This window comes from Ectopseudomonas guguanensis, from assembly GCF_900104265.1.
GTDB classification, from domain to species: Bacteria; Pseudomonadota; Gammaproteobacteria; order Pseudomonadales; family Pseudomonadaceae; genus Aquipseudomonas; species Aquipseudomonas guguanensis.
On the sequence record NZ_FNJJ01000012.1, the window covers coordinates 81,170 to 103,287 of the forward strand.

19 protein-coding genes and 1 pseudogene are annotated in these 22,118 nt (G+C 65.1%); 14 read left to right on the forward strand and 6 right to left on the reverse strand.

All coding sequences use genetic code 11. The features are described 5' to 3' along the window. The first annotated feature begins 11 nt into the window (after window positions 1-11). The 10 genes from pcaG (at window position 12) to pcaC (ending at window position 9,402) form a co-directional block, all read left to right on the forward strand. A complete protein-coding gene (gene pcaG, locus BLS61_RS17500) occupies window positions 12-620 on the forward strand; it encodes a protocatechuate 3,4-dioxygenase subunit alpha (protein WP_090433141.1) in 609 nt (202 codons plus the stop codon). Then, on the forward strand, window positions 610-1,620 hold the full coding sequence (gene zapE / locus BLS61_RS17505; protein ID WP_244157975.1) for a cell division protein ZapE: 1,011 nt from the start codon (window positions 610-612) through the stop codon (window positions 1,618-1,620). The genes pcaG and zapE overlap by 11 nt, the downstream gene beginning before the upstream one ends. Before the next feature lie 34 nt (window positions 1,621-1,654). Further along, on the forward strand, window positions 1,655-2,602 hold the full coding sequence (locus tag BLS61_RS17510; protein ID WP_090432946.1) for an AEC family transporter: 948 nt from the start codon (window positions 1,655-1,657) through the stop codon (window positions 2,600-2,602). 161 nt (window positions 2,603-2,763) lie between these two features. Beyond that, window positions 2,764-3,609 (forward strand): IclR family transcriptional regulator, encoded by an 846-nt coding sequence (locus BLS61_RS17515; RefSeq protein WP_090432947.1) that lies wholly within the window; start codon window positions 2,764-2,766, stop codon window positions 3,607-3,609. Between the two features lie 112 nt (window positions 3,610-3,721). Beyond that, window positions 3,722-4,573: a CoA transferase subunit A gene (locus BLS61_RS17520; RefSeq protein ID WP_090432950.1), complete on the forward strand. Its 852-nt coding sequence runs from the start codon at window positions 3,722-3,724 to the stop codon at window positions 4,571-4,573. Next, complete coding sequence (locus tag BLS61_RS17525) at window positions 4,573-5,355, forward strand: CoA-transferase subunit beta (RefSeq protein ID WP_090432952.1); 783 nt, start codon at window positions 4,573-4,575, stop codon at window positions 5,353-5,355. Before BLS61_RS17520 ends, BLS61_RS17525 begins: the two co-directional genes overlap by 1 nt. Beyond that, window positions 5,352-6,557, forward strand: coding sequence for a 3-oxoadipyl-CoA thiolase (gene pcaF / locus BLS61_RS17530; protein WP_090432953.1), 1,206 nt, complete (start codon window positions 5,352-5,354; stop codon window positions 6,555-6,557). Before BLS61_RS17525 ends, pcaF begins: the two co-directional genes overlap by 4 nt. A gap of 199 nt (window positions 6,558-6,756) precedes the next feature. Then, window positions 6,757-8,109, forward strand: a complete 1,353-nt coding sequence (locus BLS61_RS17535; RefSeq protein WP_090432955.1) for a 3-carboxy-cis,cis-muconate cycloisomerase — start codon at window positions 6,757-6,759, stop codon at window positions 8,107-8,109. A gap of 9 nt (window positions 8,110-8,118) precedes the next feature. After that, window positions 8,119-8,922 (forward strand): 3-oxoadipate enol-lactonase, encoded by an 804-nt coding sequence (pcaD, locus tag BLS61_RS17540; RefSeq protein WP_090432957.1) that lies wholly within the window; start codon window positions 8,119-8,121, stop codon window positions 8,920-8,922. A gap of 84 nt (window positions 8,923-9,006) precedes the next feature. After that, on the forward strand, window positions 9,007-9,402 hold the full coding sequence (pcaC, locus tag BLS61_RS17545; protein WP_090432959.1) for a 4-carboxymuconolactone decarboxylase: 396 nt from the start codon (window positions 9,007-9,009) through the stop codon (window positions 9,400-9,402). A gap of 92 nt (window positions 9,403-9,494) precedes the next feature. On the opposite strand, the gene BLS61_RS17550 is transcribed toward pcaC, so the two are convergent. The 6 genes from BLS61_RS17550 to BLS61_RS17575 all read right to left on the reverse strand — a co-directional run bounded on the left by BLS61_RS17550 (window position 9,495) and on the right by BLS61_RS17575 (window position 17,993). Beyond that, window positions 9,495-11,189, reverse strand: coding sequence for an FAD-dependent oxidoreductase (locus BLS61_RS17550; protein ID WP_090432961.1), 1,695 nt, complete (start codon window positions 11,187-11,189; stop codon window positions 9,495-9,497). Between the two features lie 312 nt (window positions 11,190-11,501). After that, window positions 11,502-13,436, reverse strand: a complete 1,935-nt coding sequence (locus tag BLS61_RS17555) for a methyl-accepting chemotaxis protein (RefSeq protein WP_090432963.1) — start codon at window positions 13,434-13,436, stop codon at window positions 11,502-11,504. Window positions 13,437-13,535: 99 nt separating this feature from the next. After that, complete coding sequence (locus BLS61_RS17560; RefSeq protein WP_090432966.1) at window positions 13,536-14,798, reverse strand: OprD family porin; 1,263 nt, start codon at window positions 14,796-14,798, stop codon at window positions 13,536-13,538. Window positions 14,799-14,924: 126 nt separating this feature from the next. Beyond that, entirely contained in the window at window positions 14,925-15,926 is a 1,002-nt protein-coding gene (locus BLS61_RS17565) for a tripartite tricarboxylate transporter substrate binding protein (protein WP_090432968.1), read from the reverse strand. A 68-nt stretch (window positions 15,927-15,994) separates the two neighbouring features. Continuing rightward, window positions 15,995-17,509, reverse strand: coding sequence for a tripartite tricarboxylate transporter permease (locus BLS61_RS17570; protein WP_090432969.1), 1,515 nt, complete (start codon window positions 17,507-17,509; stop codon window positions 15,995-15,997). Between the two features lie 13 nt (window positions 17,510-17,522). Next, window positions 17,523-17,993, reverse strand: a complete 471-nt coding sequence (locus BLS61_RS17575; RefSeq protein ID WP_090432971.1) for a tripartite tricarboxylate transporter TctB family protein — start codon at window positions 17,991-17,993, stop codon at window positions 17,523-17,525. Window positions 17,994-18,543: 550 nt separating this feature from the next. Between BLS61_RS17575 and BLS61_RS17580 the strand changes: the two genes are divergently transcribed. The 4 genes and pseudogenes from BLS61_RS17580 to BLS61_RS17595 form a co-directional block, all read left to right on the forward strand. Next, entirely contained in the window at window positions 18,544-19,320 is a 777-nt protein-coding gene (locus BLS61_RS17580) for an IclR family transcriptional regulator (RefSeq protein WP_090432972.1), read from the forward strand. Between the two features lie 492 nt (window positions 19,321-19,812). Beyond that, a complete protein-coding gene (locus BLS61_RS17585) occupies window positions 19,813-20,862 on the forward strand; it encodes a Gfo/Idh/MocA family protein (protein ID WP_090432974.1) in 1,050 nt (349 codons plus the stop codon). Between the two features lie 13 nt (window positions 20,863-20,875). Next, a complete protein-coding gene (locus tag BLS61_RS17590; RefSeq protein ID WP_090432976.1) occupies window positions 20,876-21,694 on the forward strand; it encodes a sugar phosphate isomerase/epimerase family protein in 819 nt (272 codons plus the stop codon). 65 nt (window positions 21,695-21,759) lie between these two features. Further along, window positions 21,760-22,002, forward strand: a pseudogene (locus BLS61_RS17595) (DMT family transporter); the annotation flags it as partial. Window positions 22,003-22,118: the final 116 nt, after the last annotated feature.

Sequence of the window (22,118 nt, forward strand, 5' to 3'; positions counted from 1 at the left end):
GAGGGATGACCATGCCTGTTGAATTGCTGCCGGAAACCCCTTCGCAAACCGCCGGCCCCTACGTGCATATCGGCCTGGCCCTGGCTGCGGCCGGCAACCCGACCCGCGAGCAGGAAATCTGGAACCAGATGGCCAAGCCCGGCGCGCCGGGTGAGCACATCGTCCTGGTTGGCCACGTCTACGACGGCAATGGCCACCTGGTGCGCGATGCCTTCCTCGAACTGTGGCAGGCCGACCATCAGGGCAACTACGACGAGGATTACGACCAGAGCAAGGCCTTCAATGGTTTTGCTCGTACCGCCACCACCTTCGATGCTGGTAGCGAGTGGTTCGCCTACACGGTCAAGCCGGGCGTGGTGAAAAACGCCGCCGGTGTGCCGATGGCGCCGCACGTCAACGTCGCGCTGTTCGCTCGTGGCATCAACATCCACCTGAACACCCGCCTGTATTTCGAGGACGAAGCCGAGGCCAACGCCAAGGATCCCGTGCTCAATCTGATCGAGCAGCCGCAGCGCCGCGAGACGCTGATCGCCAAGCGTTGCGAAGTCGATGGCAAGCCGGCCTATCGCTTCGACATCCATATCCAGGGTGAGGGAGAGACGGTCTTCTTTGACTTCTGAGTTGTACGCCCAGGCCGTGCACCTCATCGAGGCGCGCGGCCTGCATCTGGATGACGCCCAGCAGCGCATGCTTGCCCGCCTGGCCGATTGGCTGCAGGCGCGCTTGCGGCCGTCCGCCTGGTGGCGGCGAGTGGCGGCTGGCGCTTACCTCTGGGGTGGCGTCGGGCGTGGCAAGAGCCTGCTGTTGGCGGCGCTGTTCGAGGCCGCTCCGTTGGCCAACAAGCGTCGCGTGCATGTGCACGCCCTGCTGCAGGAAGTGCAGCAACGCATGCTGACCCATGCCGGGCAGGCCGACCCGCTGCTGCGGGTGGCCGATGAGTTGGCCGGCGAAGCGCGCCTGCTCTACCTCGACGAATTTCATGTGCACGACATCGGTGATGCGATCCTGCTTGGACGCCTCTTGCAACCCTTGATCGCGCGCGGCTGCATCCTGCTGTTCAGCTCCAACTACGCCCCTGCGCAGCTCTGCCCCAATCCGCTGTATCACAGCCGATTCAAACCCTTCGCCGCGCTGTTGGAAAAACGCTGCCTGGTGCTGGAAATGGATGCCGGCCCCGATTATCGCGCGGCCAGCAAGCAACATTGGGGGCTCTATCTGCAGGCGCCGACGAGCCGCCTACGGGATCGTCTGGGCCACCTGCCGGCTACCGCGCAGCTGTCTCTGGCGCGCCGTCGGCTGACACTGCGCGGCATGGACTCTCGTACCCTGTGGCTGGACTTCGCCGCGCTGTGCCAGCAACCCCTGGCCAGCAGTGACTACCTGCAGTTGTGCCAGCGTTTCGCCCATATCGTCCTCAGCGAGGTGCCGGCGTTGTCGCGTTGCTCGCTGGACGAACAGCAGCGTCTGGTCAATTTCGTCGATATCGCCTACGACAGCGGCCGCGAGCTGTGGCTGCACAGTACCCACGGGCTGGACGCGCTGTGTGCCGGCGTAGGGCATGGCGACTTTCTGCGCACCCGCAGTCGCCTGGCGCAGTTGCGCCTCGAGTGCGCTGCATGACACCTTCCGGTCTTTCCCGATACGAGCCCCTGGCATGCTGGCTGTACTGAGCATCACCGCCCCGATCTTCATCATCATCGGCCTGGGCTTTCTGTCCGCCCGCATTGGCCTGGTCAACCGCGAGCAGGCCCGTGGCATGGGCACCTTCGTCATCCACTTCGCGTTGCCCTCGCTGGTGTTCAAGGCGTTGGCCGAGCGTAGCCTGGGTGAGGTGCTCAACTGGCCTTATCTGGCTGCTTATGCCCTGGCCTCGCTGAGCCTGTTCGGCTTCGGCCTGCTGCTGGCGCGGCGCTGGCGTGGGCAGGGCCTGTCGTCTAGCGCGATTCTGGCCATGGGCATGTCGGTGTCCAACAGCGCCTTCATCGGCTACCCCATCGCGGTCATGGTCACCGGCCCCACGGCCGCATTGGCCATGGCGCTGGGCATGTTGGTGGAGAACCTGCTGATGATTCCGCTGGCTCTGGCCATGGCTGAGGCCGGGCAGCAGCAGGGCAGGGGGCTGGCCGTGCTGCGTGAAACCGCCAGCAGGCTGCTGCGCAACCCGATGATCATCGCGATCGTGCTGGGCCTTGCGGTATCGCTGCTGGAGTTGCGTTTGCCGGTGGTTGCGTCGCGGGTGATCGAGATGCTCGCTGGCGCGACGGCGCCGGTGGCGTTGTTCGTTATCGGCGCGGCGCTCAATGGGCTCAAGGTCGGTGGTACGGCCGCCGATGTGGCGCAGACCTCCATTGGCAAGCTGCTGCTGCACCCGTTGCTGATGTTCGCCGCGTTGTGGCTGATGCCGGGTGTCGATTCGACACTGATGGTGACCGGCGTGCTGTTCGCCTGCGCGCCGATGATGAGCGTGTTCCCCATCCTCGGCCAGCGCTTCGGCCTCGAGGAACGCTGTGCTGCTGCCCTGGTGGTCTGCACCGTGCTGGCGTTCTTCAGCGTCAGCGTAGTGCTCGCGCTGCTGCGCTGGCAGGGGTTATTGCCAGGCTGAAGCTTGTAGGAGGCGCTTCAGCGGTGAGCTTCTGAAGCCAATTCGAATCTACGGCAGTCGCGGCTGAAGCCCTCCCAAGGGCCACTTGATTCGCCTATTTACGATAACCGCACGATGGTTCGATAATCGCCAGGCGCTGTCTGCCCAGCCTCGGAGGCCCCATGAGCGAAACCCGTCCGCCCCTTGCCAGCCTTGCGCCGCCGCCCTATGTGTCGCCGGCCAAGCGCATCGAAGAGTTCGCTGGTGACCCCAACTTCATGACCTCCCTAGCCCGAGGCCTGGCGGTGATCAATGCCTTTCAGGAGCGCAAGCGCCACCTGACCATCGCGCAGATCAGCCACCGTACCGAGATTCCCCGCGCTGCCGTGCGCCGCTGTCTCTATACGCTGATGAAGCTGGGCTACGTCACCACCGACGGGCGCACCTACTCGCTGCTGCCCAAGGTGCTGACGCTGGGCCACGCCTACCTGTCTTCGACACCGCTGGCGGTGTCCGCGCAGCCCTTTCTCGATCGCCTCAGCGAGCAACTGCACGAGGCCTGCAACCTGGCCACACTGGAGGGGGAGCAGGTGCTCTACCTGGCGCGCTCGGCGATTCCGCAGCGGCTGATCTCGGTGGATCTGAGCGTCGGCAGCCGCCTGCCGGCCTACTGCACCTCCATGGGCCGCATCCTCCTTGCTGCGCTGGACGATGACCAGTTGCAGGACTACCTCGCCCACGCCGAGCTGCTGCCCAAGACCAGCCGCACTCTGCACACTCCGGAGGCACTGTGGGAATGCCTGCAGCGCGTGCGCCATCAGGGCTGGTGCGTGGTCGATCAGGAGCTGGAGCAGGGCCTGCGTTCGCTGGCCGTACCGGTCTACGACTCGGCCGGCCATGTGCTGGCGGCGATGAACATCAGCACCCACGCCAGCCGCGTACCCGTCTCCGAGCTGGAGAAGCGCTTCCTGCCGCTGATGCTCAGCGCCAGCCGCGAGTTGAGCAGCCAGCTGTTCCGGCCAGCCTGAAAATGGAAGTCGTTCGATAATCGCCCCGTATGGCGATTATCGGATTGTTCTCGTTCAGGCCGTTTTTTAAGGTGGCAGTCACCCGGTAACTGCCACCTACGAGAACACCAAGATGGCCGACATTATCACGCTGCGCGACGCCATTGCGCGCCATGTCTACGACGGCGATTGCATCGCCCTCGAAGGCTTCACTCACCTGATTCCCACTGCCGCTGCCCACGAGATCATCCGCCAGGGCAAGAAAGACCTGCATCTGGTGCGCATGACCCCGGATCTGGTCTACGACCTGCTGATTGGTGCCGGTTGCGCGCGCAAGTTGACCTTCTCCTGGGGCGGTAACCCCGGTGTCGGTTCGCTGCATCGCCTGCGCGACGCGGTCGAGAAGCACTGGCCGCAAAAGCTGGAGATCAGCGAGCACAGCCACGCCGCCATGGCCAACGCCTACGTGGCCGGTGCCTCCAACCTGCCATTCGCCGTGCTGCGCGGCTATCAGGGTTCCGACCTGGTCAAGGTCAACCCGGACATCAAGTTCATCGAGTGCCCGTTCACCGGCGAGAAGCTGGCGGCGATCCCCAGCGTACGCCCGGACGTCACCGTGATCCACGCGCAGAAGGCCGACCGCAAGGGCAACGTGCTGATTCAGGGCATCCTCGGCGTGCAGAAGGAAGCCGCCCTGGCTGCCAAGCGCTGCATCGTCACCGTCGAGGAAATCGTCGACGACCTGCAGGCGCCGATGAACGCCTGCGTGCTGCCGACCTGGGCCATCAGCGCCGTTTGCGTGGTGCCCGGCGGTGCCCATCCGTCCTACGCCCACGGCTACTACGAGCGCGACAACCGCTTCTACCAGGCCTGGGATCCGATTGCCCGTGACCGCGACACCTTCACCGCCTGGATCGATGAGTACATCCGTGGCACCGAGGATTTTGCGCAGTACCAGGCGAAAGTGAATGGGGAGGCCAAGTGATGAGCGAGTTCAACACCAATGAAATGATGACCGTGGCCGCCGCTCGCCGCCTCGGCAATGGCAGCGTGTGCTTCGTCGGCATCGGCCTGCCATCCAAGGCTGCCAACCTGGCGCGCCTGACCCACGCCCCGGAAGTGGTACTGATCTACGAATCCGGCCCCATCGGCGCCAAGCCGAGCGTGCTGCCGCTGTCCATCGGTGACGGCGAGCTGGCGGAAACCGCCGACACCGTGGTGCCGACCGGCGAAATCTTCCGCTACTGGCTGCAGGGCGGGCGCATCGACGTCGGCTTCCTCGGCGCCGCCCAGGTCGACAAGTACGGCAACATCAACACCACCGTGATCGGCGACTACCACGCGCCGAAAGTGCGCCTGCCGGGCGCCGGTGGCGCCCCGGAAATCGCCGGTTCGGCGAAAAAGGTGCTGATCATCCTCAAGCAGGGCCATCGCACCTTCGTCGACAAGCTGGCCTTCATCACCTCGGTCGGTCACGGCGAGGGCGGTGACCATCGCAAGCAGCTAGGCCTGCCGGGCGAAGGCCCGGTGGCGATCATCACCGACCTGTGCATCATGGAGCCGGAAGCCGGCACCAACGAATTCATCGTCACCTCGCTGCACCCGGGCGTGACCCGCGAGCAGGTGATCGAGAACACCGGCTGGCATATTCGCTTCGCCGACAACGTGACCACCACCGAGGCGCCGACCGCCACGGAGCTGGCCGCGCTGCGTGATCTGGAAGCGCGCACTGCCGCCGCCCACGGCCAGGCTGGGGGTGAAGAATGAGCCGCGACGTATTTATCTGCGACGCCATCCGCACGCCGATTGGCCGCCTCAATGGCGCGCTGTCGGCGGTGCGCGCCGACGACCTCGCGGCGATTCCGCTCAAGGCGTTGGTCGAGCGTAACCCGCAGGTCGACTGGTCTGCCGTCGATGAAGTGTTCATGGGCTGCGCCAACCAGTCCGGCGAGGACAACCGCAACGTCGCCCGCATGGCGCTGCTGCTCGCCGGCCTGCCGGAGACGGTGCCGGGCGTGACCCTCAATCGCCTGTGCGCCTCGGGCATGGAGGCGGTGGGCGCTGCCTTCCGCGCCATCGCCACGGGCGAAATGGAGCTGGCCATCGCTGCTGGCGTCGAGTCCATGACCCGTGCGCCCTACGTGATGGGCAAGGCCGACAGCGCCTTCGGTCGCGGCCAGAAGCTGGAAGACACCACCCTGGGCTGGCGCTTCGTCAACCCGCTGATGAAGGAGCAGTACGGCGTCGACCCGATGCCCGTCACTGGTGACAACGTCGCCGAGGACTACGGCATCAGCCGTGCCGACCAGGATGCCTTCGGCCTGCGCAGCCAGCAGCGTGCGGCGGCGGCTCAGGAGAGCGGTTACTACGCCGAGGAAATCGTCCCGGTGGTGATCAAGACCAAGAAGGGCGAGATCATCGTCGATCGTGACGAACACCCGCGTGCCGACACCACCGCCGAAGGTCTGGCCAAGCTCAAACCGGTCAATGGCGAAGGCAAGACCGTCACCGCCGGCAACGCCTCGGGCCTCAACGATGGCGCCTCGGCGATGATCCTGGCCTCGGCTGAAGCTGTTAAGAAATACGGCCTCAAACCGCGCGCCAAGGTGCTGGGCATGGCCAGCGGCGGCGTCGCGCCGCGCATCATGGGCGTCGGCCCGGTGCCGGCGGTGCGCAAGCTGCTGGCGCGGCTGAACCTGAGCATCGAGCAGTTCGACGTGATCGAGCTGAACGAAGCTTTCGCTGCTCAAGGCCTGGCCGTCACCCGTGATCTCGGACTGCCGGACGACAGTCCCAAGGTCAACCCGAACGGCGGCGCCATAGCCCTCGGCCACCCGCTGGGTATGAGCGGCAACCGCCTGGTACTCACCGCCGTTCACCATCTGGAGAAGAGCGGCGGCACGCTCGGTCTGGCGACCATGTGTGTGGGCGTCGGCCAGGGCCTGGCGCTGGCCATCGAGCGGGTGTGATGGATACCTGTAGGGTGGGCTTCAGCCCACCATGTCCACTACGGCTATTGGTGGGCTAAAGCCCACCCTACGGCCTGAGTTCATCACGGTGGGCTGAAACGGATCGCCGCCCGGCCCACCTCCCACAGACACCCTCCGTGCGCGGCTCCGCCGGTTGATGCCACACTAGCCGTACATTTTTCCCAGGAGCGTTGCGCGCGTGAGCAACCAACTTTTCGATGCCTATTTCACCGCGCCGGCCATGCGCGCGATCTTCTGCGACGCCGGGCGGGTGCAGGGCATGCTCGATTTCGAGGCCGCCCTGGCACGGGCCGAGGCGCGTGTCGGGCTGATCCCCGCCGAGGCCGTGTCGCCCATCGAGGCCGCCTGCAAGGCCGAGCTCTACGATTACCCGGCGCTGGCCCAGGCCATCGCCACGGCGGGCAATTCCGCCATCCCGCTGGTCAAGGCACTGGGCAAGCGCATCGCCGCCACTGACCCGGAGGCCGAGCGCTACGTGCACCTCGGTGCCACCAGCCAGGACGCCATGGACAGCGGCTTGGTGCTGCAACTGCGCGCCGCCATCGGCCTGCTGCAAAGCGATCTGGCGAAGCTGGCCGATGCCCTGGCGGCGCAGGCCGAGCGCCATATCGACACCCCCCTGGCCGGGCGCACCTGGCTGCAGCAGGCCACGCCGGTCACCCTCGGCATGAAGCTGGCCGGTGTGCTCGGTGCGGTGACCCGCCATCGCCAGCGCCTGAGCGAACTCAAGCCGCGCCTGCTGAGCCTGCAGTTCGGCGGCGCCTCCGGCAGCCTGGCGGCGCTGGGTGATGCCGGCTGGTCGGTCAGCGGTGCGCTGGCGCAGGAGCTGGAACTGACCCTGCCCGAGCAGCCCTGGCACACCCAGCGTGATCGCCTGGTGGAATTCGCCAGCCTGCTGGGGATGATCGCCGGCAGCCTGGGCAAGCTGGGTCGCGATCTCAGCCTGCTGATGCAGACCGAGGCCGGCGAAGTCTTCGAACCGTCGGCGCCCGGCAAGGGCGGTTCGTCGACCATGCCGCACAAGCGTAATCCGGTCAGCGCCGCCGTGCTGATCGGCGCCGCCACCCGTGCACCGGGCCTGGTGGCGACGATGCTGGCCGCCATGCCGCAGGAGCACGAGCGCAGCCTCGGCCTGTGGCACGCCGAGTGGGAGACCCTGCCGGAACTGTGCTGTCTGGTCTCCGGCGCCCTGCAGCAGGCGCTGGTCGTGGTGCCGGGGCTTGAGGTGGATGTCGCACGCATGCGCGCCAATCTGGAGCTGACCCAGGGTCTGGTGCTGGCCGAGGCGGTCAGCATCGCCCTGGCGCAGAAGATCGGCCGCGACGCCGCCCATCACCTGATCGAACAGTGCTGCAAACAGGCGGTGCGTGAGGGCGCCCACCTGCGCACCGTGCTTGGCGCCAACGCCGAGGTCAGCGCACAACTTTCTGCTGACGAGCTGGATCGCCTGCTCGATGCGGCGCATTACCTGGGCCAGGCCCGCCGTTGGGTCGAGCGCGCCGTTGCCGAACACACGCAATTTTCCTCTTAGGAGTTATCCATGCCTGCCGTACGTCTCGCCGATGGCGATCTGAACTACCTGCTCGAAGGCCCGGCTGGTGCGCCGGTGCTGGTGCTGTCCAACTCCCTGGGCACCGACCTGCACATGTGGGATGCGCAGATTGAAGCCTTCACCCAGCACTTTCAGGTGCTGCGCTACGACACCCGCGGCCACGGCGCCTCGCTGGTGACCGACGGCCCGTACAGCATCGAGCAGAGCGGCCGCGACGTGCTGGCCCTGCTCGATGCCCTAGGCATCGCCAAGGCGCATTTCTGCGGCCTGTCCATGGGCGGTCTGATCGGCCAGTGGCTGGGCATCAACGCGCCCGAGCGCATCGAACGCCTGGTGCTGTGCAACACCGCCGCCAAGATCGGTACGCCCGAGGTGTGGAACCCGCGCATCGAAACCGTGCTGGCCGGTGGCGCGCAGGCCATGCGCGATCTGCGCGATGCGTCGATCTCGCGCTGGTTCACCGCCGACTTCGCCGAGGCCAACCCGGACAAGGTCGAGCCCATCGTCGGCATGCTGGCGCAAACCTCGCCCGAAGGCTATGCGGCCAACTGCGCGGCAGTGCGCGATGCCGATTTCCGCGAGCAGCTTGGCAGCATCGTCGCACCGACGCTGATCGTCTGCGGCAGCGGCGACCCGGTCACCACCCCCGAACATGGCCGCTTCATGCAGGAGCGCATCGCGGGTGCCGAGCTGGTGGAGTTCCACGCCGCGCACCTGTCCAACGTGCAGGCTGGCGATGACTTCAGCCAGCGCGTGCTGGTCTTCCTGACGGCTGAACACAGTTTTTTGTAGGAGCGGCTTCAGCCGCGATTCGATTTCACGGCTAGAACGCAATGCCCCCAGCCGCTCCTACAGATCCAATTAGAGGACTGACCGATGGATGAGAAACAACGCTACGAAGCCGGCATGCAGGTGCGCCGCGCAGTATTGGGCGACGCCCACGTCGACCGCAGCCTGCAGAACCTGACGCCGTTCAACGAAGAGTTCCAGGAGATGATCACCCGTCATGCCTGGGGCGATATCTGGACGCGCCCGGGCCTGCCACGCCACACCCGCAGCCTGATCACCATTGCCATGCTGATCGGCATGAACCGCGAGGGTGAGCTGAAGTTGCACCTACGTGCGGCGAAGAACAACGGGGTGAGCCGCGAGGAGATCAAGGAAGTGATCATGCAGAGCGCCATCTACTGCGGCATTCCGGCGGCCAACGCCACCTTCCACCTGGCTGAGGCGGTGTGGGACGAGCTGGGTGTGGAGTCGCTGGAAGGCTGACTTTTCGGCCTCTGGCTACCCGAATGGAGCGCTGCCCGGACCACGCATCCGGGTGGCGCTTTTTTATGTCTGCCTTCCATGCGCGCCGAACGTCAGCGCGTGGCGGCATGGCGTCCAGCGATATAGCCAAAGGTCATCGCCGGCCCGAGGTTGATCCCGCCGGACGGATAGTGCCCGCCCAACGGGCTGGCCATATCGGTGCCTGCCGCATACAGCCCAGGTATCGGCTGACCGTTGGCATCCAGCACCCGCGCCTGACCATCAGTGCGCAGCCCGGCGAAGGTGCCGAAGCAGCCGGGCTGTACCTTCACCGCATAGAACGGCCCGTGCTCGATGGGCGCCACGCAGGGGTTGGGGCCGGTGTGCTGGGCGTCGCCACTGCGGCGGTTGAAGGGCGTGCTGCCACGGCCGAATTGCGGGTCTTCGCCCAGGCGCGCATGACGATTGAATTCGCTGACGGTGGTGGCCAGACCAAGCGGGTCGATGCCACAGGCAACGGCTAGTTCTTCGAGGGTCGCGCCGCGCTTGAGGTAGCCGTTGCGGATATGCGGCGCCACCGGCAGCGGTGCCGGGCGGGCGAAGCCGAGGCCATAACGGCGCTGGAAGCGATGGTCGCAGATCAGCCAGGAGCAGGCTTCCTGATCCTCGGGGATCGCCTTGAGCATGGCGTCGACGTAATCGTAGTAACCACCAGCCTCGTTGACGAAGCGCTGGCCGTTTTGCAGCACGCCGATGATGCCGGGCTTGCCGCGGTCGATGATGTGCGGGAAGTGGCCGACGCTGCCGTCGGGGTAGGGCACCTTGGACACCGGCGCCCAGGCCACTGGCGAGCGCAGGTCGTCGGCGACGTGGCCGCCAGCGCTTTCGCCCAGGCGCAAGCCATCGCCGGAGCAACTGAGCGGCGGCAGGGCGAGGTTGTCGTGGCCGCTGGTATCACGCGGGAACATCGCCTGGCGCCGTTGCGGATCATTGGGAAAACCGCCCGCCGCGAGCACGACGGCCTTGGCGCGGATAGGCATTTCCTCGCCGGCATGCAGCGCCACGGCGCCGCATACGCTGCCGTTCTCGACGATCAGGCGTTGCGCGGGTGTGGATTCCAGCATCTGTACACCGAGATCCTGCGCAGAGCGCGCCAGGCGGGCGATCAGTGCCACGCCGTTGACCAGGTGCATGGCGCGACCATAGCGAGCCAGGTGGTAGAGGTGGCTGGTGAAGCGGCGGATGACGTGTAGCAGCGCCTTGGGCGAACGGGTCATGTTGAGGAAGGCGGCCAGATCGGCGCCGGCCATGATCGGCATGCCCATGAAGGAGGTCTCGCGCATGGTTTTGCGCAGGCGCGGCAGCAGGTCGAGCACCTCGCGGCCATCATAGGGCGCGGCGATCACCTGATGGCCTCCGGTGGCAGCGCCCGGCGTGTCGCCATGTATGTCGGGGATGCCGTTGCCGTCGGCGAACTGCAACGCGGTGTGCTGCTCGAAGAAGGCGACCATGTCCGGGCAGTGCTCGAGGAAGGCATCCACCAGCTCGGCGCGGTAATGCTCGCCCAGCTCGTTGCGCAGGTAGGTGCGCGGCTGGTCGATGTCCTCGACGATGCCGGCGCGCCGGGCCAGCGGGTTGCGCGGCAGCCACATCCAGCCGCCGGACCAGGCGGTCGCGCCGCCCAGTACGGCGTCCTTTTCCACCAGGATCACCCGCTTGCCCAGGTGCGCGGCGCTGACGGCGGCCGCCAGCCCGGCAGCGCCGGAGCCGACCACCAGCAGGTCGCAATCGAGTTGAGCATGGGGCATGGCAGGTCTCCGGATTTTGATTTATTGGAACTTTGTTCCATATTTTACGTTGGGCACATGGAGGCGCCAAGGGTAGCGGGAGAGAAGGGCTTGGGATGTCGTGCGGTTAGCGACCATTTGTCGTGCGCTTTGCCGCCGTTGGACTGCAGCTTTCACCTGTGCACATGTTCAAGCACCGCCGCCGCTGAAGCACCTCCCACGGGGTGGCCTGAAGGCGTGGGCGCCAATTCGAGTGCTTACCTGTGGGAGGGGCTTTAGCCGCGATTGCTAGCGGCTGCGGCTAGAGCCTCCACGGGAATGCGGCGTTATGCCTCAACTGCGGAAGCGGCCGATGCGTTCCTGCAGTTCACCGCCGAGCCTGGCCAGTTCCGCGCTGGACAGGGCGGTCTGTTCGGTGGCGCTGGCGCTTTGCTCGCCGATGCCGCGCACGTTATCCAGGCTGCGGTTGATCTCCATGGCGACCGCGCTCTGTTGCTCGGCGGCACTGGCGATCTGCTGGTTCATCCGTTCGATCACGGCCACCGCCTGGTTGATGCGTGTCAGGCTGTGCCCGGCCTGTTCGACACTGGCGACCGCGTCCTGGCTCAGTCGCTGGCTGGCCTCGGTCTGGGTCACGGCCTGGCGAACCCGTTGCTGCAGGCTTTCGATCAGGGCTTCGATCTCGCGGGTGGAGTCCTGGGTACGGCGGGCCAGGGCGCGCACTTCATCGGCGACCACGGCGAAGCCGCGACCCTGTTCACCGGCGCGTGCCGCTTCGATGGCGGCGTTGAGGGCGAGCAGGTTGGTCTGCTCGGCGACCGATTTGATGACGTCCAGCACGCTGCCGATGCGCAAGCTCTCGGCCTGTACCTGGCCGACGGTGGTCCCGGTGTCGAGTACCTCAGCGGCCAGGCGTTCGATGCGGGCGATCACTTCGCGCACACGCTGGTCGCCATCACGGCTCTGCTGCTCGGCCTGGCGGGCTGCCTGCGAGGCTTGTTCGGCGTCGCCAGCGACCTGCTGCACGCTGCTGACCATCTGCTGCATGGCATTGGCGGTCTGGTTCGATTCCAGGCTCTGTTCATGGACGCCGGCGCGTGTCTGTTCGCTGACGGCAGACAATTGCTCGGCGGCCGCCGCGATCTGGGTAGCGCTGCCGCCAATCTGGCCGATCAGCTCGCGCAGGTTCTCGCGCATGCGTTGCAGGGCGGTCAGCAATTGCCCGGCTTCATCGCGCCCGGCCTGGATGCGCTGACCGCCGAGATCACCTGCGGCCACCTGTTCGGCCAGGCTCAGGCATTGTTGCAGTGGCCTGACGATCAACTGGCGAATCAGCCAACTGGCCGCGAAGGCCAGCAGCAGAGCCGCACTGGTCAGCAGCGCCAGGCGCAGCAGGGCGTGGCGGTTCTCTGTAGCGATGGCCTGTTGTTGTTGCTGCAGCAGGGCGTCGCCCTGTTGCAGCATGCGCTGCGCCAGCTCCCCCAGTTGCTCGCGACTGGCGGCCTCGTTGGCCAGGCTGTCGCGGTAGTGGGCGAAAGAGTCGCGGTATTCCTGCAGCGCGCGCATGACTTCGTCCAGGGAGGCCTGTTGCAGGCTCGCCAGGTTGGGGCGCAGCGCCTTGGCCGCATCGATCATGCTGTCGAACTGGCGTTGCCAGTCATCGGCCAGTGCCGCTTCACCGGTGTTGATGAAGGCCGCTTCGGCCAGGCGCAGTTGCAGCAGCAACTGACGCAGTCGTGCTGCCGCTTCGGCCTGTTCGAGAGCGTTGCCGGTATCGCTTGCAGCGTCGAGCAACAGGTCGCGTAGCAAGCTGAATTGATCCTGGGTGACCATGTCGAACTGGATCAGCGCTTCGTCGGCGCGAATGGCCATGCCGGTCTGCGCGGCGCTGGCCTCCTTCTGAGCGCTACGCAAACGGTCAAAGCGTTTGCTGTAGTCATCGATGCCGGTGAGCAGGCCAGTCACAGGTAGAGCATCGGCGTGCAGTTGTGCGAGTTGCGTGGCGATGCTGTCGCGTGTCGCGAGCACTTGGCGATCGTGCCCGGCCTGCGGCGCGAGCAGGTGATCCTTTTCCTGCAGGCGCAGTTGCAGGATGCCTTGCTGCAGTTCGGCAGCATCGGCGAACTGCGCGTTGTGGCGCAGGATGTCGGCGGCGGTGCGCCAGCCACCCAGCGCCACGGCCAGGGTCAGCAGCATCACCAGGGAGAAGCCGATCAGCAGTTTGTGCCCGACCTTGAGATCGGCGGTGCGTTCGATAATCCAGCGCATGGCGGTAAGTCCTCGAACTCGGGGCAGAAAAAGGCCCGTCGCGAGGACGGGCCGAAGGTGCCGTAACACATTGGAGTCAATCGTGCAGCGGTGCAGCGTTTACAGCAGCGACAGCGGGTAGTTGATGATCAGGCGGTTCTCGTGCAGATCCTGAGCACTACCGTCACGACGAACGTCGGAGTTGCGCCAGCGCACGCTGAGGTTCTTCAGGCTACCTTCCTGGATGGTGTAGGCCAGCTCGGATTCACGGCCCCACTCCTCGGCGTTGTCACGTCCACCGAGACGGGCGTTGTCGCCGCTGACGTAGCGGTTCATCAGGGTCAGGCCAGGAATGCCGAGGCCGGCGAAGTTGTAGTCGTGGCGGATCTGCCAGGAGCGTTCTTCCGGGTTGTCGTAGCTGTTGGTGAAGCCGTCGTTGACCAGGGTACCGCCGCTGGTGCCGTCGATACGCATGAACTTGGTATCGCCACTGAGCTTCTGATAAGCCACGGTGAAGGTGTTGTTGCCAGTCTTGGCCGACAAGCTGCCCTGGTAGACCTTGTTGTCCAGGTTGCCGGCCTTGGCTGCGCCTTCTTCCTTGCCAGTGACGTAGCCGAGGTTGGCGCCGAGTACCCAGTCACCGACCGGTTGGCTGTGAGTCAGTTGCACGTAGCTTTGCTGGTAGACGTCTTCCAGGCGCGCGTGCCAGACGCCAACCATGGTGGCGTTGCCGTTGAAGCGGTATTCGCCGCCGCCGAAGTTGAAGTCGTCGCCCTTCACTCCACCGAATGACATGTCTTCGCGGCTGGCATCGTTACGCTGGCTGTTCTTCCAGAACTGGCCGCCATACAGGGTCAAACCATCGATCTCGTTGGAGGTGATCTGCGCACCCTGGAAGGTCTGTGGCAGCGAACGGCCATCGTCGGCACGCAGGATCGGCAGTACGGCGAACCACTCACCGACCTTCAGCTCGGTCTTGGAAATCTTCGCCTTGGCCGCCACAGCGGTGCGACCGAACTGGTCGGCGGCTTCGCCGTCGTCGTGAATCGGCATCAACTGGGTGTTGGCGGCGCCACGGTTGCCGTCCAGCTTGAAGCTGTACAGGCCGAGCACGTCGAGGCCGAAGCCGACGGTGCCTTCGGTGTAGCCGGAGCGCGCGTCGAGGATAAAGCTCTGCGTCCAGCCTTCGGCCTGACCCTGGCGCTCGCCATTGATGGTCGGGTCGGTGCCGTTGAGGTAGTTGCGGTTGAAGTAGTAGTTGCGCAGGTTCAGCGAGACCTTGGCGTCGTCGACGAAGCCGGCGGCCTGGGCGCCGACCGGCAGGGCAGCGATTACGGCCAGCGCCAGGGCGCTGGGCAGCAGGTGGGTAAGGGTGGATTTCATTGTTGTTGTTCCTCTTGGTTGACAGAGTGTTCAGCGCGCACGAACCCCTCCGCGTGCGCAGATACGCCAGAAACGAGGGGGAAGGCGCCGCCGGCTCAGCCGGGCCGGCGGCGGATCAGCCAGGCATCAGGGCTTGGGGATGCCGACCGAATCCGGGGCGATCTCGATGGCCTTGGCCTTGTACATCGACCAGGTGGTGACCGACTGCCAGCGCTTGAGGAACTCCTCGGCCTCGGCACCGTTGAGGTTCAGGCTCTGGGCGCCGAAGTTCTTCAAAAAGCCCTGGAATTCGGGGTTGGCCACGGCCTTGGCGTAGGCATCGACCAGCTTCTGCTTGACGTCATCCGGGGTGTCCTTGCGCACGAAGGCGCCCCAGAACGGGCCCCACGGCAGGTACTCGGCAATCGCCGGCAGCGACTTGGTGATCGGCTCCACGCCCGGCAGCTCCGGGGTTTCTTCCTTGGCGAACACGGCCAGGGCCTTGAGCTTGCCGCTGCGTACCAGCTCACGCGCGGCGGCCAGGCTCAGCGGCATGAAGTCGATGTGGTTGCCCATCAGCGCGGTGATACCGGGGCCGTCGCCACCGAAGGTCACTTCACGCACTTTCAGTTCGTCGACTGCGTTGATCATCGCGCTGACGGTGCTCGGCAGGCCACCGGCACCGGTGGAGCCCATGCGCAGGGTGTCCGGGTTGGCCTTGGCAGCGGCCAGCAGCTCGGCCATGTTGTTGAACGGAGCATCGGCGTTGGCGGCGATCACCACCACGTTCTGGCCGATGATGCTCACCGGGTAGAAGTCGGCGTAGTCGAAGTCGGCCAGTTTCAGCACTTTGTAAAGCTGCGGGTTCTCGGCGCCGAGCAGGACGGTGTAACCGTCAGGACGCTGGGTCTTGACGAATGTGCTGCCGATGACGGCGGTGCCGCCCGGACGGTTGTTGAGGATGAACTTGCCGCCCAGCTCCTTCTCCACGTACGGGGTCAGGCTACGCATGACGTTGTCGGTAGCGCCGCCTGCGCCCCAGGGAATGACTGCCTGGATGCTGCGCTCGGGGTATTCGGCATGGGCCGGCAGAGCGAGAGTGAGGGCGCTGAGGCCGAGGGCTGCGCCAGTCAGAAGCGATTTGAACATGTGGAGACTCTCCATCGGTTGTTGTTGTGAGCCCCTGCTGGCCGGGGCGCGCCTGGTGAAACCGGGTATCAGCCGCGTGCCGAAGCCGGACTGAACTTGTTCTTGATCTTCTTCAGCAGCGGGGTGTTGCCCAGCAGGATAAGCACTACCGCAGTGGTGAGGATCAGCGACAGCGGGCTGGTGACGAGGCCCTGCAGCAGCTCCAGCGGGTTGTCGCCGGCCGAGGACATGGCCTGGCGGTACGAAGTGTCCATCAGCGGGCCGAGTATGGCGCCGAGGATGATCGGGCCCATCTGGAAGCCGAAGATCTTCATCAGGTAACCGAGCACACCGAAACCGAGCATCCAATACACCTCGGTCATGCTGCTGTTGATCGAGTAGGTGCCGACCACGCAGAGCACCAGGATCAGCGGAATCAGCACGGCCTTGGGCATTTCCACGAACTTGGCGAAGAGCTTGATGCCCATCAGGCCGAAGATCATCAGGAACACGTTGGCCAGCAGCAGGTTGCCGACGGTGAAGTAGAAGATGTGCGGGTTTTCCACCATCAGCATCGGGCCGGGATTCAGGCCATGCACCACCAGGGCGCCGATGATCACCGCAGTAACCGCGTCGCCGGGCATGCCCAGCGTCAGCATCGGCACGTAGGCACCACCGACCGCTGCGCTGTTGGCGGTTTCCGGCGCCACCAGGCCCTCGTAGGCACCCTTGCCGAAGGGTTTGGTCGGATTCTTCACGGTGCGCTTGGCATGGTCATAGGCCATCAGCGCGGCAATGTCGCCGCCGACGCCAGGCAGCACGCCGACAATCACGCCGATGATCGAGGTGCGGATCGACAGCGGCAGGAACTTCAGCACCATGGCGAAGGAGGGCAGGATCTTGTCCACCTTCTGGCGGATGACCGGGCTGTCGAGGTTGTGCAGCTGATAGAAGGCTTCGGCGACGCCGAACAGACCGATCATCAGCACCACGTAATGGATGCCGCCCATCAGCTCGACCTGACCCAGGGTGAAGCGGCCTTCGGCGGTGACCGGGTCCATGCCCACCAGGCCGATCACCGCGCCAAGTGCGGCGGCGAAGATGCCCTTGGCCAGTGAACCCTCGGCCAGGCTGCCGACGAGTAGCAGGCCGATGGTGGCGACCAGGAAGTAGTCGCGCGGGGCGAAGCGCAGGGCCAGCTCGCCGATCAGCGGTGCGGCGCTGGCGAGCATGATGGTGCCGACGATACCGCCTACCACCGACATTACGGTGCTCAGACCGATAGCGCGACCGGCCTCGCCTTGTTGCGCCAGCGGATAGCCGTCGAAGGCCGTGGCCACGGAGGAGGGGGCGCCGGGGATATTCAGCAGGATGGCGCTGCGCGAGCCACCGTAAACGCCACCGATGAAGATGCCAACGATCAGTGCCAGTGCATCGTTGACATCCCAGGAGAAGGTGAAGGACACCAGGATGGACACCGCCATGGTCACCGACAGGCCCGGGATGGCGCCGATATAGATGCCGGCGAAAGTGCCCAGCGCAGTCAGCATCAGCAACTGCGGGTCACTCCAGGCCATCAGCAGGTAGGAAAGGGTATCGCTCATCTCGGGTGCCTCGTTATGGCAGGTAAACGCTGAACGCCAGGCTGAACAGCAGGTAGATCAGCACCAGCAACACAGCTGCGATCAGGATCGCGTTGAGTACGCGGCCGCCTCGCAGGTAGACGATCGACAGCACCAGAAATGCGAAGGTGCTGACGTAGAAGCTGGCCCACTGAATTGCCGCCAGGTACGCCACGGCCAGTAGGCCAAAGACTAGGGTGCGGCGCGGGAAGTGGGTGTCGCGAAACTGCCGAAAGGCGTCCAGCCAGTCGCTGCAGTCGGGCCTGGTCTTGCCGATCAGCTCGAAGGCGATCTTCACTGCGGAGAGGATCATCACCAGCGCGACGCCGATGGGAAATGCCCCGGGGGAGTTGACCGAGGAAAAACCGGAAATCTGGTAGGCCAGGTAGAAAATCACCAGGCTGGCCAGCAACAGCAGGACACAGAAGGTGCGCTCGCCGACCAGCATCTTGTCTGTCTTGTTCATGCTATCGCTCCGACAGAGTGTGGAAGGAATGGGTCGAGTCAGGCGTTGCGCGCGGGCGGCTGCTTGGCCATCGCCGTGGCGGGCAGGCACGGCCACGATGCGCCATGCATATCGGCACAGGCAGAAGCGCGGGAGGGTATGGCCAGAGTGGATGGGGGTGACCTGTCATCGAACGATGAGCGGAGTGCCGGGCGGGGAGCGATCCTCGCCTTGGCATGGGTGGCCGGGGCACGCAGGTGCAGAGGCTGTGACATGACAATTGACCTTCTTATATTTATTGGCTGCTGAAACGTTCGAAGCGTGATGCACCAGGCAGAAGATCACTTCGTTTTCAGGCGTGTCGGAATAGTGGGCCGACCACACCGGCCATTTCAATTCGCTAAACGGGGTTTTGTTCGATAATCGAACAAGAACGAACTGGTTAGTACATTACGCGTCGCGTCGGCAGTATCGCGCGTCCGCGTCCGTGCATCCAGAGGCAGTGGCCGTCAGCTCGCATCTGCCGGCGCTTGTCTCTTAGAATCGGCGCAAATTATCCAGAGACACTCTCATGGCCGGCAGTCAGATCGAACGTGCGTTCAGCCTTCTCGAAAGCCTCACTCGCGACGCCCGCGGGGTGCAGATGCAGGCACTGGCCGATGAGCTGGATATTCCCAAGAGCGCCACGCATCGCATGCTCGCCGAGCTGATTCGCCTGGGTTACGTACGCCAGGATGCACTCACCAGCCGTTATCGGCTTTCCACCAAGCTGGTGGCACTGGGTTTTCGCTACCTGGCCAACAGCGGTGCCGACGTGGTGCAGCCGATTCTCGACAGCCTGGCCGAGAGCAGCGGCGAGCTGGTGCGTCTGGGCGTCATCGAGGGCGAGCGGCAGACCTGGATCGCCAAGAGCCAGGGCGCCCGCTCCGGCCTGCGCTACGATCCCGACATGGGGCGTGACGCACCGCTGTTCTACACCGCTTCCGGGCATGCCTGGCTGGCCAGCATGAGCGATGCCGAGGCCTTGGCGCTGGTGGCGCGACAAGGTGTGGCCGACCCCGCAGAGTTCGGTCCCAATGCGCCGCGCAACGAGCAGGAACTGTTGCAACGTCTGGCCCTGGCTCGTCAGCAGGGCTATGCCTGGGTGATGGAAAGTTCATCGCTCGGCACCGCGGCATTGGCCGCTGTGGTGCGCCACCCCGTCGAAGAGCGGGTGATCGGTGTATTGAGCATCGCCGGGCCCAGCGCGCGTCTGCCTCTGACGCGTATCGAGCAACTGGCGCCTGAGTTGCTGGCCGCCGCTGCCGAACTGTCCGCCGCCAGCCCTGCCTCCGAACTGTTCGCCTGAGCACGTAGCAAGCCACACGCCCAGCCCTCGTAGGAGCGGCTTCAGCCGCGAATCAGCGTCCATCGCGGCTGAAGCCGCTCCTACGGTCTGTCCAATCCGATTCCGCTGCCGGTGCGCGCGGCGCACCCTACGAAACTGCCGACGAGTTGTCCGCTGCCAGCCCTGCCTCCGAGCTGTTCGCCTGATCGGCTGGAAGGCAGCGCGTCCACCTCAACGTAGGAGCGGCTTCAGCCGCGATCAGCGTCCTTCGCGGCACCGCTGCGCCTGCAGGTAACCCGCGGGCCTGACCCCGAAGCCGATTGCTCTCAAGGCGCGGTGCGCATGGCGCGCCCTACGAATCCCGTGTCGACTTCTGGGTGTGCAGCGAAGCCTGGGGCATTCCCTGCATTTCCGGCTTGCGCAACTTTTGGAACTAAGTTCTAAATATTAAAAAGGTCTGCGCCTGATGCATTCTGTGCCCCCGCGTAAAGACGACAACAAGAGGATCAACGCGTGACTTCCCCCCTGCGTATTGCCCTGATCGGCGCTGGCGTCATGGGCCGACAGCACCATCAGCACCTGCAGAACCTCACTGAGGCACAACTCTGTGCCATCGCCGATCCCGGCCCGCAGGCCGCCGAATTCGCCGCGCAGTGCGGCGTGGCGCATTTCACCGAGCACCGGCAGATGCTGGCCGCGGCGAACCCCGAGGCGGTGATCGTTGCCAACCCCAACGCCCTGCATGTCAGCACCGCGCTCGACTGCATCGCCGCAGGCGTGCCGGTGTTGCTGGAAAAGCCGGTCGGCGTGCACCTGGACGAGGTGAGCGAGCTGGTCACGGCCAGCGAACGCAGCGGTGTACCCGTGCTGGTCGGTCATCATCGCCGGCACAATCCGCTGATCGTGCGTGCCCGCCAGTTGATCGCGCAAGGCGCGCTGGGGCGGCTGACCACGGTGACCGCACTGTGGCAGGTGCACAAGCCGGACAGCTACTACGACATAGCCTGGCGCCGCGAGGCCGGTGCCGGGATGTTGCTGACCAACCTGATTCATGACCTCGATCTGTTGCGTCACCTGTGCGGCGAAGTACGCCAGGTGCAGGCCGTCACCAACAACGGCGTACGCGGCTTCGCCAATGAGGACAGCGCTGCGGTGCTGCTGCAGTTCGAAAACGGTGCGCTGGGCAGCCTGACCGGCTCCGACGCCGCCGTGGCGCCTTGGAGCTGGGAACTGACCGCGGGCGAGAATCCGGTCTACCCGCGCCAGGCCGACCAGCCCTGTTATCTGCTCGCTGGTACGCGTGGGGCGCTGAGCATTCCGCAGCTCAAACGCTGGCATTACGCCGAGGCTGGAGCCGGCTGGCATGATCCGCTGCAGCAGGTGCAGGAGCACTTCGACGCAGGCGAGGCGCTATACCGCCAGTTGCAGCATTTCGTCCAGGTCGCCCGTGGCCAGGTTGAGCCGCTGGTCAGCGCTGCCGATGCCGGTCGCACTCTGGCGTTGGTCGAGGCCATTCGCCAGGCGGCGGAAAGCGGCCAGGCCTGCGTCCCCGAAACCCTCTGAGCAGAGAATCATCATGAGCGAACGTATTCTGTCCCTGGCCGCCCTGACCGTGCTCGAGCTGTCGCCGCCGCAAATGGTCGAGGTGGCGGCGCGCGCCGGCTATAGCCATGTTGGCTTGCGTCTGGTGCCGGCCACACCGGAGGAACATCACTTCCCGCTGGTGGCCGATGCCGCCCTGCGTGCACGGACCCTGCAGCGTTTGCGCGATACCGGCATCCAGGTGCTCGATGTGGAAATTCTGCGCCTGAGGGCGCAAACCCGCGTCAGCGACTTCGAGGCCATCCTTGCCGTAGGCGCCGAGTGCGGTGCCAGCGAACTGCTGGTAGCCGGCAACGATCCGCTCGAGGCGCGCCTGACCGACAACTTCGCTGCGCTCTGTGATCTGTCCGCGCAGTACGGCCTGCATCCGCACCTGGAATTCATGCCCTGGACCGACGCTCGCGATCTGCCTCAGGCGGTGCGTATCGTCAATGCCGCGGGGCGAGCCAATGGCTGCGTGCTGGTCGATGCTTTCCACTTCGACCGTTCTGGCTCACGCCTGCAGGATCTGGCGGCAGTGCCCACCGAGCGCCTGCGCTACGCTCAGTTGTGCGACGTAGCCGGGCCACGTCCCGATGACATGGACGAGATCCTGCGCCAGGCGCGCAACGAGCGGCGCTTCCCTGGTGACGGTGATTCTGACCTGCCGGGCTTGCTGCGAACCCTGCCGGCGAACATTCCACTGAGCCTGGAAATTCCCACCCGGCAGTTGCTGGAGCAGGGCGTCAGCGCTTTGCAGCGGGCCAGCCTGGCGCTGGAGAAGACCCGGCAGTTGCTTGATCGTCAGGAGTAAACCCCTCAGTTGCTCGCACGGCGCATGGGCGCCGTCCGGTTGTGCTCTGTATAGTTGGTTTCCCACATGGCCTGATGATGCTCGCACTGGGCGGCTTTGGCATGGCGGCGCACCTGCTGTTGACCCATGCCTTTCGTTACGCGGCTCCCGCTTTGCTGGCACCGTTCGGCTATGTACAGATCGTCTTCGCCGGCCTGCTGGGTCTGCTGGTGTTTCAGCACTGACCGGACAATACGGCGTTGCTCGGCATCATCTGCCTCAGTGGCTTGGCGGCAGCCTGGCAGAGCCGGCGACAGCCTCGCAAATAAGCATTGTTCGATTATCGAACGGAAAACTAACTGGTTCGTTCATTTTGAATTGCTGATCTGCATTGCTCTGCCAATAATCCAGGCTACGAACAATCCATGAGCGCCGACCAACCGGC